The sequence below is a fragment of the Trinickia sp. Z7 genome (genome assembly GCF_056498045.1).
On record NZ_JAUEQW010000001.1, the window covers coordinates 90565 to 104879 of the forward strand.

The window sequence follows — 14315 nt, forward strand, 5'->3', positions numbered from 1 at the left end:
GCACGCGTCAAACTTCGTAATCGACGCACTGGCGCGATTCGCGCACGGCCGTGACGAACTGCTTCAATGCTTCGTGCTTCGGATGAACTTGATAGGCGTCGAGCGCGGCTTTATCGGCAAAATCGGAGACGAGCACGACATCGTAAGTCGATTCGAGCCCGGGCGCGGCGATGCCGACTTCGAGGTGCAAGATGCCCGGCACGATGTCGCGACAATCTTCGAGCCGCGCCTTCAGGGCGAGCGCATTCTCTGCCCGGCCCGCGCCTTCTGCCGTCTCTTTCAATTTCCACATGACGATGTGACGAATCACGATTTCAGCTCCTTCGCGCTGCTGTTGCCGCAAGTTCGGCGATAGCGACGGATGATACTCGCTTCGCTGGGCCTCGACAGCCTGTCGAACGGCCAACGGCGGCCGCTTTCCGCTCTGTCACGGCCCTGCCGGCGATCGCTCGCCACCGCCGAGCGCAAGGAACAGACCCAGCTTCGCCGCTAGCCTAGCCTCGGTGAGCGCGCTATCGCGCTGGGCCGCTTGCGCCGTGAGTTGGGCTTGACCCGATAACGCGTCTTCGACCTCGGCTAGCGCGCGGTACAGCGCTTGCCGGAATTCGAGCGTGGTGCGCTCGAGGTCGCTTTGCGCGATGGCTGCATTCAGTCGAACCGTGTTCCATTGGACAAATGGCAGCACCAATGCGACGCTGAGCGACGCGATGGGGTTTTGCAGCGTGCGCACGAGCGTGTCGCTGCTCGTGCCCAATTCGCCCGTCAGTGCAAAGCTCGGATAAAGACTGGCGCGACACGGCCGTGCGTTTTTCGCCCGTTTGATAGCAAAGCGTGACACCGGCCAGTTCGAGCAATGGTTCGGCCATCGTCACCCCTGCGTCCCGGCATGGCCCGCCCCATCCTCGGGCTGCGATTGGCCCACGACGACCCGCTCGCCTTGGCGCAGGCCGTCCAATACTTGAGCCTTGACTTGATTGTTCAAACCCACGCGGACCTGGCGCGCCTGCACCCGGCCGTCGTCGGTCAACACGCGAACCGCGAACGAACCGTCCGCGGACTTTTCCCCGAGGGCCGACGCGGGAACCACTAGCGCTTGCTTGGCCGTGCCTTGCACGATGGAGACTTGCGCCGTCATCGAAATGCGCAATCGGTGCCCGGGATTGGGCACTTCGAACAAGGCGTTGTAAAAGACCGCCGTCTCGAAATCGGTTCGGACGATTCGGTTGTTACCGAATGTTAATGAGATGAGGGCCTACGCATAGGCGCGCAGCTTCCATGGGGTGCGGGACGACGTCATGAGCGGCTTGCCAGGGCCCGTACGGGCGATTCACGCCTCGCGCAGGCGGCTACCGCCCTAGCCCGCGATATGGTCTTCGGCGAACTTGAAGAAAAACCACTTGCGCTGCGTATTGCCGTTGGCGTCCTTGCCGTAGACGGCGAGCGCGCCGTCTTGGCGCGTGCGCGTGACGTTCAGATGCGTTTCGTGGATGCCTTTGCCGTTCGGGCCGCCGTCGTCGAAGACCAAACCGTAGATGGCAACGAACGTCGATTGCGCGAAGGAGGCCTCGAGTTGTTGCTGGATGCGCACCGCGCTGACGGGACTGAACATCGCGTCGGCCAGCCCGATGCCGGCGTAGCTCAGCGCCGCGGCGGGAAACACGCCGTACTGCGGCGAGCCGAATGGCTCGTCGGGCGTGACGCCGACAGGATCGAGGTTTTCCGCGCCGATATACATCTCGATCGGCTGGCCGTCGCTGGATTGAATGTTGACGTCGACCTGATAGCGCACGCCGTTGCCGATGTCGACGTAGAACTGCAGATGCTCGCCGTTGCGGCCGATGATCTCGTGTTCCGTCGACGTCACCACGGTGCCGACGATGGCGGCGAAGCGTTCGGGCGTGGCCGCGGGCGTCAGCCGGCGCGGCTCGACGTAGGTGTGCTCGGTGAAATAATTCATGCGCATCGTTCCTGTGGTTGCCATCGAAGGCCGCGCCGCGCTCAGCGGTGCCGCGCTATGCCGGCGCCATCGCCTGCTGCACGCTCATCCGCACCACCCCGGCCTCGTGCAACTGTCGCAATGCGCGTTCCAGCGATCCGTCCAGATCGATCGCGCGGCAGGCATCTTCGATCAGCACGACGTCGAAGCCCGACGCGCGCGCATCGAGCGCCGACCAAGCGACGCAGTAGTCGGTCGCGAGCCCGCAACACCATACACGCTTGACCCCGACTTCTCGTAGATAGCCGGCCAGCCCCGTTGGCGTGCGCCGATCCGCTTCGACGAACGCGGAGTAGCTGTCGATTGCGCGCCGGTACCCCTTGCGAATCACGAGCCGAGCATGCGCGGCGTCGAGCTGCGCGTGAAACGCCGCGCCCGGTGTGCCCTGCACGCAGTGAACGGGCCACAGCACTTGTTCGCCATAGGCGAGCGCGATCGTCTCGAACGGCCGGCGGCCGTCGTGATTGGCGGCAAACGAGACGTGCTCGCGCGGGTGCCAATCCTGGGTCAGCACCACATGCTCGAAACCGGTTGCAAGGCGATTGGCGAGCGGCACGATTTCGTCGCCCCGGGGCACCGCCAATGCGCCGCCCGGCATGAAATCGTTTTGCACGTCGACGACTAGCAATACGTCTTCCTGTCCCTTCATGGATGGCTGCCTCGCTTGGATCCGCGGCCTCACTGCCGCCCGTCTACCATCGGCATGTTAACTGGCCGCTCCCTGGCCTGCACTCGGCAACACATGATCGCGGAACATCTCGCGAAGCTTCAGCTTCAACAGCTTGCCCGTGGCGGTATGCGGCAGTTGATCGACGAAGACGACATCGTCCGGAATGCACCATTTCGCAACCTTGCCCTCGTAGGACGCTAGCAGCGCCTCCCGCGTGAGCGTCGCCCCCGGCCGTTTGACGACGACCAGCAAGGGCCGCTCGTCCCATTTCGGATGACGACAAGCGATACAGGCCGCCTCAGCCACGTCGGGGTGCGCGACGGCGATATTCTCGAGCGCGCTCGAACTGATCCACTCGCCCCCCGATTTGATGACGTCCTTGCTGCGGTCGGTGATTTCGAGAAAACCATCGGGGTCGATGGTCGCAACGTCCCCGGTGGGGAACCAGCCGTCGACGAGCGGCGATTCCTCGGTCGAAAAATAGCGGTCGATCACCCATGGGCCCCGCACGTGCAGATCACCGAACGCCACGCCGTCGCGCGGCAATTCGCGCCCGTCCTGGCCGACGATCTTCATGTCGATGCCGCATATGACCGTGCCCTGCTTTTGCAGCAGCCGGCGGCGTTCGGCCAGCGGTCGCTGCGATTGCTCCCAGTTCAGCCGCGCGAGCGTGCCGAGCGGCGACATCTCCGTCATCCCCCACGCGTGGATCACGCGCACGCCGTATTCATCCTCGAACGATTCGAGCATCGAGGGCGGACAGCACGAGCCGCCGATCACCGTTCGCTCGAGCGATGAAAATTGCGCGCCGATCGATTTCACGTGCGACAGCAAGCTCATCCAGACCGTCGGCACGCCGGCGGAAAAGGTCACGCGCTCGGCCTGCATCAACTCGAACAACGATTTGCCATCCAAATCCTTGCCCGGCAGAACGAGCTTCGCACCCGCGAGCGGTGCGGCGTGCGGGATGCCCCACGCATTCACATGGAACATCGGCACGACCGGCAGCACCGAGTCGTGCGCCGAAAACCCCATGGCGTCGGGCAACGCGGCGCCCATGGCGTGCAAGTAGACCGAGCGATGCGAGTAGAGCGCGCCTTTCGGATGGCCCGTCGTGCCCGAGGTATAGCAAAGGTAGGAGGCGAGGCGTTCGTCGAGCACGGGCCAATCGAAGTCGCCGTCTTGCGCTTGGACGAGCGCCTCGTAGCCGAGCACCGGTGCGTCCAGCGCCGGGATGTCCGCATCGGCTGCCAGCGCGATCCATGCCTTCACGTTCGGGCAGCGCGGCGCGAGCGTGGCCACGAGCGGCGCGAAGGTCGTGTCGAACAACACGTAGCGGTCGTCGGCGTGGTTGACGATGTAGGCGATCTGCTCGGGAAAGAGCCGCGGGTTGATGGTGTGGCACACGGCGCCGAAACCGGTCGTGCCGTAGTACGCCTCGAGATGGCGGTATCCATTCCACGCGAGCGTGCCGACGCGATCGCCCTGCTCGACGCCAAGCCGGATCAAAGCTTGTGCGAGCTGCTTCGCACGCCGTTCGCAATCGCGGTAGGTGTAGCGATGAATGTCGCCCTCGATGCGGCGCGACACGATTTCGGTCGTGGCGGCGTATCGGGCGGCGTGCGCGAGCAGCGTCGATACGTTCAGCGGCACATCCATCATCTGGCCCAGCAACGGCGTTGGCATATCGGCGGTCTCCTCGCGCGGGTGGACGGTCATGCATGTCTGTGGATTCGTTGGAACCTGCTACGGCCCCGCGCAACGGGCGTTCACGCGACTCGATCCGCGCTCAGCGCGCCGCGGGGCGGCGACTTACAATATCGGGTAACCCAGAGGCCCTCAATATGTCGTTTTCCCCAAGCATCGCCGAGTCGTCGACGAACCTATCGTCGCTCATCGAAGCCCTGTTCGCCCAGCGTCGAGATGCGTTTGCGAGCTTGGGCAGCGCGTTTTACACGCGCCTGCCCGCGTCGCCGCTGCCCGCGCCGTACGTCGTCGGCTTTTCCGCCGACGCGGCGCGCATGCTGGGCCTCGATCCGGCGATCGCCGCCGATCCGGGCTTCGCCGAACTCTTCACGGGCAATGCCACGCGCGAATGGCAGCACGCGGCCCTGCCCTATGCTTCGGTGTACTCGGGGCATCAGTTCGGCGTATGGGCCGGGCAACTCGGCGACGGCCGCGCGCTCTCGCTCGGCGAACTCGATCACGCGGGCAAGCGCTACGAGCTGCAACTGAAAGGCAGCGGCCGCACGCCCTACTCGCGCATGGGAGACGGCCGCGCCGTGCTGCGCTCGTCGATTCGCGAGTTCTTGTGCTCCGAGGCGATGCACCATCTGGGCATTCCGACCACGCGAGCGCTCTGCGTGATCGGCTCCGACCAGCCAGTGCGCCGGGAAGAGATCGAAACGGCCGCGGTCGTCACGCGCGTCTCGCCAAGCTTCGTGCGCTTCGGCCACTTCGAGCACTTCTATGCCGCGGACCGCACGGACGAACTGCGCGCGCTGGCCGACCACGTGATCGACCGGTTCCACCCTGCCTGCCGCGAGGCGGACGATCCTTATCTCGCGCTGCTCGATCGCGTCGTCGCGACGACAGCGGAACTTGTCGCGCAGTGGCAAGCCGTGGGCTTCTGCCACGGCGTCATGAACACGGACAACATGTCGATCTTGGGCTTGACGATCGATTACGGCCCCTTCGGTTTCGTCGACGGCTTCGACGCAGGCTACATCTGCAATCATTCCGACACGCAAGGCCGCTATGCTTACCGCATGCAGCCGCAAATCGCCTATTGGAACTGCTTTTGCCTCGCGCAATCGCTGATGCCGCTGCTCGGCGAGCGCTACGATGAAGCCGTGCGTTCAGACCGCTCGGTCGCCGATGCGCAAGCGACGCTCGACGGCTTCAAGGGGCATTTCGGCCCGGCGCTCGAGCGCCGCTTCCACGCGAAGCTGGGCCTCGATGAGACACATGAAGGCGACGCCGCGCTGGCCGATCGCTTGCTCGGACTCATGCATGCGAGCCGCGCCGACTTCACGCTGACGTTCCGGCGTCTGTCGCAGGTGTCCAAGCGCGATGCGAGCGGCGACGCTGCCGTGCGCGACATGTTTCTCGATCTGGCCGGCATCGACGCCTGGCTCGCCGATTATCGGGCGCGGCTCGCGCTCGATCCGCGCGACGACGCTGCGCGGCGCGAGGCGATGAATCGCGTCAACCCGAAGTTCGTGCTGCGCAACCACCTGGCCGAAACGGCGATACGGCGCGCCAAGGAAAAGGATTTCTCGGAGCTCGAACGGCTTGCGGCCGTGCTGCGCCGGCCGTTCGACGAGCAGCCCGAAAATGAAGCTTACGCGGCGCTCCCGCCCGACTGGGCGAGCACCCTCGAAGTGAGCTGTTCGTCGTGAACCGCGAAAGCCCGCTCAACCCGGCGCGCCAAAAGCCGCGCCGTACAACGGAGACACATCGATATGAATGAACGTCCTACCGCTATGCCCCATTCGTCCGACGCAACGCGCGAAACGTACGAGGTGAGCAAACCCGACGAGGCTTGGCGCGAACAATTGTCCGAGACGGAGTACGAGGTGACGCGCCACGCCGCGACCGAGCGGCCGTTTACGGGGCGTTACTGGGACCATTGGGAAGGCGGCGTCTATGACTGCGTCTGCTGCGGCACGCCGCTGTTCGAATCGTCGACGAAGTTCGACGCCGGCTGCGGCTGGCCCAGCTATTTCAAGCCGATCAACGGCGAAGTCATCGAAGAGCGCACCGATCGCTCGCACGGGATGCTGCGCATCGAAGTGCGCTGCAAGCAATGCGGCGCGCATCTCGGTCACGTCTTCGAGGACGGCCCTGCGCCGACCGGCCTACGTTACTGCATCAATTCGGCTGCGCTACAATTCGAGCCCAAGTAGGTAGGCGGCGAGGCGTCGTCTTGCCGCCTAGCGGCCGTGCGCACCGCATAGGGCGCCGCGCACGGCCCCCGTCCAACGACGCTTTGGGACTCTTGGGCCTTCATGAAATTTCTCTTCGATCTGTTCCCGATCATCCTTTTTTTCGTCGCGTTCAAGCTGTGGGGCATCTTCACGGCCACCGCCGTGGCGATCGCCGCAACGCTCGTGCAGGTCGCATGGGTCGCCTTTCGCCACCGCAAAGTCGATCCGATGCTGTGGGTCAGCCTAGCCGTGATCGTCGTGTTCGGCGGCGCCACGCTCGTGTTGCACAATCAGAAATTCATCCAGTGGAAGCCGACGGCGCTCTACTGGCTGTTTGCCGTCGGCCTCACCGTGGCTCGGTACGGGTTCCGCAAGAACCTGATCGAAACGATGATGGGCAAGCAACTGACGCTGCCCAGCGCCATCTGGGACAAATTGAATCTGGCCTGGGCGTTTTTCTTCGTCGCGCTCGGTGTCGTCAATCTCTATGTGGTCGGCAACTTCACCGAGGCGCAGTGGGTCAACTTCAAGCTGTTCGGCACGACCGGCGCGATGTTCGTGTTCATCGTCGCGCAAAGCCTGTGGCTTGCCAAATACATGAAGGAGGAAGAGCAATGACCGATGCCTTCGCCTTCCTCGCCGCATCGCCCGACGCGCGCGTCGCGTTCATCGAGCAGCGCCTTTTTGCCGCGCTCGGGCCGCAATCGGTCGCCGTGCGCGACGACAGCGCGAAACATGCGGGACACGCGGGCGCCTCGGCCGGCGGGCACTATTCGGTGACGATCGTCGCCGGCGCGTTCGCGGGCAAGCCCCGCGTGGCCAGGCACCGCCTAGTGTATGATGCGCTGGCCGACGTCATGCAACGCGGGATTCACGCGCTCGCCATCACGGCCTATACGCCGGAAGAATTTTCTCGGCTGCCCGACGCGTGATCCGCACCGTCGTTGCTTGATCCTCGAGCGCCCCCGTCCCCCTTCGACTGGGCGGCAAGCCGGGGGCGCGCTCCCTCCACCGATTCTTTTCGACAGGAACGCTAGGAATTCCCGATGATCCATAAAAAGACCCGTCTCTGCGTGTTGGTCGCCGCGTTCGCGGCTGCTCCGGCGTTCGCGCAGAACGTCGCCGTCGTCAACGGTACCGCCATTCCCAAGTCGCGTGCCGACGCGCTGATCACCCAACTCGTGAAGCAAGGTCAGCAGGACACGCCGCAATTACACCAAGCCGTGCGCGACGAACTCGTCAATCGCGAAATTCTCATGCAAGAAGCGGTGCGCGAAGGCATCCCGGCGCGCGCCGATGTGAAGGCGCAGGTTGCCGTGGCCCAGCAAACGGTCGTGCTGCGCGCGATGATCGAAGACTACGTCACGAAGAACAAGCCGAGCGATGCCGAAGTCAAGGCGCGTTACGACGAGTTGATCAAGCAGGCTGGCGGCAATGAATACCACTTGCATCACATCCTCGTCGATAACGAGCAGCAAGCGAAGGATTTGATCGCCAAGATCAAGGGCGGCGCCAAGTTCGAAGATCTCGCCAAGCAGTTCTCGAAGGACCCGGGTTCGGGCAAGAACGGCGGCGATCTCGATTGGGCCAATCCCAAGACTTACGTCCCGGAATTCGCGGCTGCGGCGGAGAAACTGCAAAAAGGCCAGATGACCGATACGCCGGTGCATACGCAGTTCGGCTGGCATATCATCCGCGTCGACGATATTCGCGCCGTCAAACCGCCCCCGCTCGACCAGGTCAAGGGCCAAATCGTCCAGCAGATGCAGCAGGAAAAGCTGCAGGCATTCGAACAGAACCTGCGCGCCAAGGCGAAGGTCGAGTAAAGCGATCGCCACCGGCTACACGACTTGCCTTTGCCGTGACACCTATGACAATGCCGCCCTCGGGCGGCATTTGTCTTTCTGCGGCGATCCTACGACGCTCGCGATTTAGCCCAACCAGCGCCGAGCGTTGCGGAACACGCGCATCCACGGGCTCGCTTCGCCCCAGCCCTCCGGGTGCCAGCTCATTTGCACCGTACGATGGACGCGCTCCATATGCGGCATGAGCACCGTGAACCGGCCATCCGGCGTCGTGACCGACGTAATCCCTTCGGGGGAACCGTTCGGATTGAACGGGTAACGCTCGGTCGCCTCACCGTGATGATCGACGAAGCGCATCGCCACGGCGGCGCGTGCCGGGTCGCCCTGCTGCGAAAAATCGGCGAAGCCTTCGCCGTGCGCGATCGCCACGGGAATTCGCGAGCCTTCCATCCCCGCAAAGAAGATCGACGGCGACGATTCGACACGCACCAACGAGAAGCGCGCCTCGAATTTTTCGGACTTGTTACGCGTGAATTTCGGCCAGGCATCGGCGCCGGGAATCATCGAGGCCAAGCTGCTCATCATCTGGCAGCCGTTGCAAATGCCGAGCGCAAAGGTATCGGCCCGATCGAAGAAGGCCGCGAACATATCGGCAAGCTGAGGATTGAAGCGAATCGTCTTCGCCCAGCCCTCACCCGCGCCCAGCACGTCGCCATATGAAAAGCCGCCGCATGCCACCGCGCCGGCGAAATCGCCCAGCGACGCGCGGCCGGACAGCAAATCGCTCATATGCACGTCGTAGGCATCGAAACCGGCGCGATCGAACGCATAGGCCGTTTCCAAATGCGAGTTGACGCCCTGCTCGCGCAGGATCGCAACGCGCGGACGTGCGCCCGATTGCACGAACGGCGCCGCGATATCTTCGCTTGGATCGAACGAGAGATGCGGTGAGAGGCCCGGGTCGCTCGCATCGAGCAGCATGTCGTGCTCGGCATCGGCGCAGGCGGGATTGTCGCGCAGGCGGGCAATGCGCCAGCTCACCTCGGACCAGGCGCGTTGCAGCTCGGCGCGCGGTGCCTCGTAGATCTTCTTCGCGTCGCGATACACCTCGATCACATCGCGTTCGTTGAGCTTGCCGATCACATGCGAGCACGCGCTCAAGCCCTGCTCACGCAGTGCGGCGAGCACCGCATCGCGATCGGCCGCGCGCACCTGCACCACCGCGCCGAGTTCCTCGGAGAACAGCGCGCGCAACGTCAAATCGTCGCGCCGGCCGCTCGTCTGCTTCGCCCAATCCTTGGCATCGCCGTAGTCGAACTCGTGGGCCGCGCCGAGCGTGAGCATATCGACGTTGAGCGACACGCCGACATGGCCCGCAAACGCCATTTCGCACACCGTGGCCCACAGGCCGCCGTCCGACCGATCGTGATAGGCCAGCAAGCGATCGCTCGCATTGAGTGATTGGATCGCCACGAAAAAGCGCTTCAAGTCTTGCGCGTCGTCGACGTCGGGCACGCTGTCGCCCACTTGTTGCGTGACCTGCGCGAGAATGCTGCCGCCCAGGCGGTGTTTGCCGCGGCCCAGGTCGATCGCAATCAGGACCGAATCGCCCACTTCGTCGTGACGGCGCAATTGCGGCGTCAAATGGCGGCGCACGTCTTCCACGGGCGCGAAGGCCGAAATGATCAGCGACACCGGCGCGACGACTTCCTTCGCCAAGCCTGGCTCATCCCATTTTGTTTTCATCGACAACGAGTCCTTGCCGACCGGGATGCTGATGCCGAGCGCGGGACACAGCTCCATGCCGATCGCCTTGACCGTGTCGAACAACGCGGCGTCTTCGCCCGGCACGCCGCAGGCGGCCATCCAGTTCGCGGACAGCTTGAGCTTGTCGAGCGATGCGATCGGCGCGCTGGCGATGTTCGTGATGGCTTCGCCGACGGCCATGCGGCCCGAAGCCGGCGCATCGATCACGGCCAGCGGCGTGCGCTCGGCCATGGTCATCGCTTCACCGCGATAGCCGCTGTAGTCGGCGGCGGTGATCGCGCAGTCGGCAACCGGAACCTGCCACGGTCCTACGAGTTGATCGCGCACGCTCGTTGCGCCGACCGAGCGATCGCCGATCGTGATGAGGAACGATTTGCTCGCGACCGTGGGATGCTTGAGCACCGACACGGCGAGATCGGCCAGAGCAAGGCCTGTCACGTCGACCGGCGCGCGTTCGGCGCTCACGCGCTGCACGTCGCGGTGCATGCGCGGCGGCTTGCCGAGCAACACGTCCATCGGCATGTCGACCGGATAGGCGGCTTCGCCCTCCGCGTGCGCATCGATCAACTGCAGTTGCCGCTCTTGCGTCGCAACGCCGACGACGGCCACGGGGCAGCGCTCGCGCGCGCAGATCGCTTCGAACAACGGCAGATCGGCCGGGGCAATGGCCAAGACGTATCGTTCCTGCGCTTCGTTCGACCAGATTTCGCGCGGCGAGAGGCCCGTTTCTTCGAGTTGCACTTGGCGCAGTTCGAAGCGCGCGCCTTTGTCGGCGCCGTCGACGAGCTCGGGGAATGCGTTCGAGAGCCCGCCCGCGCCCACGTCGTGGATGCTCAGGATGGGGTTGTTCGCGCCGAGTTGCCAGCACGCGTTGATCACTTCCTGCGCGCGCCGCTCGATCTCGGGGTTGCCGCGCTGCACCGAATCGAAATCGAGCTCGGCCGTGTTCGCGCCCGTCGCCATCGAGCTGGCCGCGCCCCCGCCCATGCCGATGCGCATGCCGGGGCCGCCGATCTGCAAGAGCAGCGAGCCGGCCGGCAGATCGTGCTTGTGCGTATGCGCGTCCGAAATATTGCCGATGCCCCCGGCGATCATGATCGGCTTGTGATAGCCGCGCACTTGGCCGCCGACGTTTTGCTCGTAGACGCGGAAGTAGCCGCCCAGGTTGGGACGGCCGAATTCGTTGTTGAAGGCGGCGCCGCCGAGCGGGCCGTCGATCATGATTTGCAGCGGGGAAGCGATGCGGTCGGGACGGCCGTAGGCCGCGTGAGCCTCGTTCGGGTTGCGCGTGGCGAGCGGTTGCGCGCAGTCGCGCGCGTTTTCCCACGGCTCGACCGCGCCGGGCAACTCGAGGTTCGAGACCGTGAAACCCGTGAGGCCCGCTTTGGGCCGCGCGCCGCGCCCGGTCGCACCTTCATCGCGGATTTCCCCGCCCGCCCCCGTCGCCGCGCCGGCGAATGGAGAGATCGCCGTCGGGTGGTTGTGGGTTTCGACCTTCATGAGCGTATGGGTCAGCTCGACGTGGCGCTCGTAGCGCTCGTCGAGCGCCACGCCTTCGCCGGCCTTCGCGCGCCGCGGGAACCAGCGCTCGGCCGGACCGCCTTCCATGATGGCCGAGTTGTCCGAATAGGCGACGATCGTCCCCTGCGGGTTCAGCTTCTCGGTGTTCTTGATCATCTGGAACAGCGAAACGTCCTGCGGCTGCCCGTCGATCGTCCATTGCGCATTGAAAATCTTGTGGCGGCAGTGCTCGCTGTTCGCCTGGGCGAACATCATCAGTTCGACGTCGGTCGGATTGCGGCCCAGCTTGCCGAACGCATCGACGAGGTAGTCGATTTCGTCGTCCGCTAGTGCGAGCCCGAGTTCGCCGTTGGCGCGCTCGAGCGCGGCGCGCCCCTCGGCGCGCACATCCACCGTGGCGAGCGGCTTGGCCGGCAGTTCGTCGAACAGATGCAGCGCGTCCTCGCGCGAAGCGACGACGCTTTCGGTCATCCGATCGTGCAGCGCCGCGGCCACCGCCGCGCGCGCTTCGTCGCCAAGCGATTTCTTCCCGCCCAGCAGGAGCGCGAGCCCGGACTTCAGCGTGACAGTGAACTCGATGCCGCGCTCGATGCGCCGCAGGTGGGCGAGCCCGCAGTGATGCGCGATGTCGGTCGCCTTGCTCGCCCAGGGCGAGACCGTGCCGATGCGCGGCACGACCAGGAAGATTTCTTGCGCCCCGCGGCCCTCGTCGGCTTGGGCAGGCTCGCCGTAATGGAGCAGCGCCTCGATGCGTTGCTCGTCCTCGGCCGACAGCGGCGTCAGAGCGTTGACGAAGTGCAGATATCGTCCGCTCACGCCGATGATATTGGCGTCGATGCGAGCGAGCGTTTCGAGCAGACGGGTTTGACGGAAGTCGGAAAGCGCCGAAGCACCGGGGAAGCACGAAAAGTGGGCCATGGAAGGACGTAGGCGTCGATGAGTCGCGCATCGCGCGGTTCGCGCGCGCATGCCACGACGTGAGGCGAAAGGAAGACCAAGATTATACCCGGAACTCGTTTCCCGATAGGCGCTACCAGGGCGCTCGCGCCGTCCGGACCGTGGTTCGGGCACCGCTTTTGCACGGTGCAGGCGCCATCGCAGCCCGTTTTGGCGCTATCATGCGCGGTTTGCCTCACCCGCGTCTCGCTCGTCGCCCCCGTTTCGCTTACGGCACGGCGCGTGCCCGTCTCGCGACGCGGCTGTCCGTGCGCACCGAACCCAGTCATTCATGGATGTCATCGTCATTGGCGGCGGAATCGTCGGCGTCGCCACCGCCTACCAACTCCGCGCGGCCGGCCACCGCGTGTGCGTGCTCGAGCGCCACGCGACGGTAGCCCAAGGCGCCACCTACGGCCACGGCGGCATCGTGCTGCCGACGCCGCTCGACGCATGGTTCGGCCCCGCGTTCCTCGACGCGCGCCGCGGTGCGCGCAGCGGCATCGTCTACCGGCCCGGGCTCAATTCGAGCGCGCGCCGCTTCGCGCGCCAACTCGCGCTCGCGCGCACGCCCGAGGCGTTTCGCGCGCAATGGCTGCGGCTGCGCCCGCTCGTCGATCTCTCACGCGAGGCGATCGCCTCGATCGAAGCAGGGTTCCATTTGGAATTCGAGCAGCGAGAAGGCATCTTGCAGGTCATGCGCGATCAGCGCGAATGGGACCAAGCGCAAAGCGCGCTCGAGTTGCTGCGCGAATTCGAAATGCATCATCACGTGCTGTCGGCCGGCCAATGCGCCGAAATCGAGCACTCCATTCCGGCCGAGCCGTCCTTTGCGGGCGGCGTGCTGTTCGAACACGAGCGCACCGCCAACTGTCCGCTGTTCACGAAACTCGTCAAACAGGTGCTCGACGAGCAAGGCGACGTGCAGTTCCTGTTCGGGCGCGCAGCCGACGCAATTCGCTTGGAAGACCACCGCGCGGCCGTCGAACTTGCGCCGGCCGAGGGCGAACGGGCCCGCACACGCGAGGTCGACGTGATGTCCTGCGACGCGATCGTGGTCGCGGCAGGCACGGGCAGCGTGGCGCTGCTCGAACATCTCGGGCTCCCGCTGCCGTTGCACGCGGTGCGGATGCTTTCGCTGACGGCGCCGATCGCTTACGAGGAATGCGCGCCGCACCTGACCGTCGTCGATGCGGTGCGGCGCGTGTCGATGACGCGCATGAACCAACGCATCCGCGTAGCCGGCGCGGCCGTGCTGCAACCCGAGCGCGAAATGGCCAAGCCGTTGCCGGAACCGGTGGCCGAGGCCGGCACGGCCCTGCTCGCGCAGGCCACCCACGATTGGATCCCGGGGGCGGCAAAGATTTCGGCCGCCCACGCCTGGGAAGGGCTGAGACTGCTCTCCCCCGATGGCTTGCCGGTGGTCGGGGCCACCCCGCACCCGCGGCTATTCGTCAACTTCGGACATGGCCCTGCGGGTTGGGGCCTTGCGTGCGGGTCTGCTAAAGTGGTCGCAGATTTGATTTCGGGCGCGGCGCCGCTGGTGCCGCCCGAAACGCTGGCCGCCTTGCGGGTCGATCGCTTCGCGAGCTGACGCGGGCGCGCGCCACCGGCGTCGCGTTGTATCGCGTTGCCGGCGCGAAACGCCATCCCGGCTTTCCTCGTCCGGCAAAGCGTGTCCGAAAAGGCGC

At 65.2% G+C, this 14315-nt stretch carries 12 protein-coding genes and 1 pseudogene; 6 read left to right on the forward strand and 7 right to left on the reverse strand.

Features of this window, described 5'->3' with window-relative positions; all coding sequences use genetic code 11:
• Nucleotides 1-7: 7 nt before the first annotated feature.
• The 6 genes and pseudogenes from QQS38_RS00405 to QQS38_RS00430 all read right to left on the reverse strand — a co-directional run bounded on the left by QQS38_RS00405 (nt 8) and on the right by QQS38_RS00430 (nt 4352).
• Nucleotides 8-310 (reverse strand): Dabb family protein, encoded by a 303-nt coding sequence (locus tag QQS38_RS00405; protein WP_479643404.1) that lies wholly within the window; start codon nt 308-310, stop codon nt 8-10.
• 117 nt (nt 311-427) lie between these two features.
• The gene (locus QQS38_RS00410; protein WP_479643405.1) at nt 428-838 is read right to left on the reverse strand and encodes a TolC family protein; all 411 of its coding nucleotides are present in this window, start codon (nt 836-838) and stop codon (nt 428-430) included.
• 30 nt (nt 839-868) lie between these two features.
• Nucleotides 869-1198, reverse strand: a pseudogene (locus QQS38_RS00415) (permuted SH3 domain-containing protein); the annotation flags it as partial.
• A gap of 156 nt (nt 1199-1354) precedes the next feature.
• A complete protein-coding gene (locus QQS38_RS00420; RefSeq protein ID WP_479643406.1) occupies nt 1355-1957 on the reverse strand; it encodes a hypothetical protein in 603 nt (200 codons plus the stop codon).
• A gap of 55 nt (nt 1958-2012) precedes the next feature.
• A complete protein-coding gene (pncA, locus tag QQS38_RS00425) occupies nt 2013-2645 on the reverse strand; it encodes a bifunctional nicotinamidase/pyrazinamidase (protein WP_479643407.1) in 633 nt (210 codons plus the stop codon).
• A 57-nt stretch (nt 2646-2702) separates the two neighbouring features.
• Nucleotides 2703-4352, reverse strand: coding sequence for a 3-(methylthio)propionyl-CoA ligase (locus QQS38_RS00430; RefSeq protein WP_479643408.1), 1650 nt, complete (start codon nt 4350-4352; stop codon nt 2703-2705).
• A gap of 158 nt (nt 4353-4510) precedes the next feature.
• Between QQS38_RS00430 and QQS38_RS00435 the strand changes: the two genes are divergently transcribed.
• The 5 genes from QQS38_RS00435 to QQS38_RS00455 all read left to right on the forward strand — a co-directional run bounded on the left by QQS38_RS00435 (nt 4511) and on the right by QQS38_RS00455 (nt 8421).
• Nucleotides 4511-6067, forward strand: a complete 1557-nt coding sequence (locus QQS38_RS00435) for a protein adenylyltransferase SelO (RefSeq protein ID WP_479643409.1) — start codon at nt 4511-4513, stop codon at nt 6065-6067.
• A gap of 63 nt (nt 6068-6130) precedes the next feature.
• Nucleotides 6131-6574, forward strand: coding sequence for a peptide-methionine (R)-S-oxide reductase MsrB (gene msrB, locus QQS38_RS00440; protein ID WP_479643410.1), 444 nt, complete (start codon nt 6131-6133; stop codon nt 6572-6574).
• Nucleotides 6575-6676: 102 nt separating this feature from the next.
• Nucleotides 6677-7213: a septation protein A gene (locus tag QQS38_RS00445; RefSeq protein ID WP_479643411.1), complete on the forward strand. Its 537-nt coding sequence runs from the start codon at nt 6677-6679 to the stop codon at nt 7211-7213.
• Nucleotides 7210-7527 carry a BolA family protein gene (locus tag QQS38_RS00450; protein ID WP_479643412.1) on the forward strand — a complete coding sequence of 106 codons (318 nt, stop codon included), beginning with the start codon at nt 7210-7212 and terminating at the stop codon, nt 7525-7527. Before QQS38_RS00445 ends, QQS38_RS00450 begins: the two co-directional genes overlap by 4 nt.
• Before the next feature lie 114 nt (nt 7528-7641).
• Entirely contained in the window at nt 7642-8421 is a 780-nt protein-coding gene (locus QQS38_RS00455) for a peptidylprolyl isomerase (protein WP_479643413.1), read from the forward strand.
• A gap of 105 nt (nt 8422-8526) precedes the next feature.
• Here the strand turns inward: QQS38_RS00455 and purL are convergent, their stop codons facing one another.
• Nucleotides 8527-12606: a phosphoribosylformylglycinamidine synthase gene (purL, locus tag QQS38_RS00460; protein WP_479643414.1), complete on the reverse strand. Its 4080-nt coding sequence runs from the start codon at nt 12604-12606 to the stop codon at nt 8527-8529.
• A gap of 310 nt (nt 12607-12916) precedes the next feature.
• Between purL and QQS38_RS00465 the strand changes: the two genes are divergently transcribed.
• Nucleotides 12917-14218, forward strand: coding sequence for an FAD-dependent oxidoreductase (locus QQS38_RS00465; protein ID WP_479643415.1), 1302 nt, complete (start codon nt 12917-12919; stop codon nt 14216-14218).
• Nucleotides 14219-14315 lie beyond the last annotated feature (97 nt).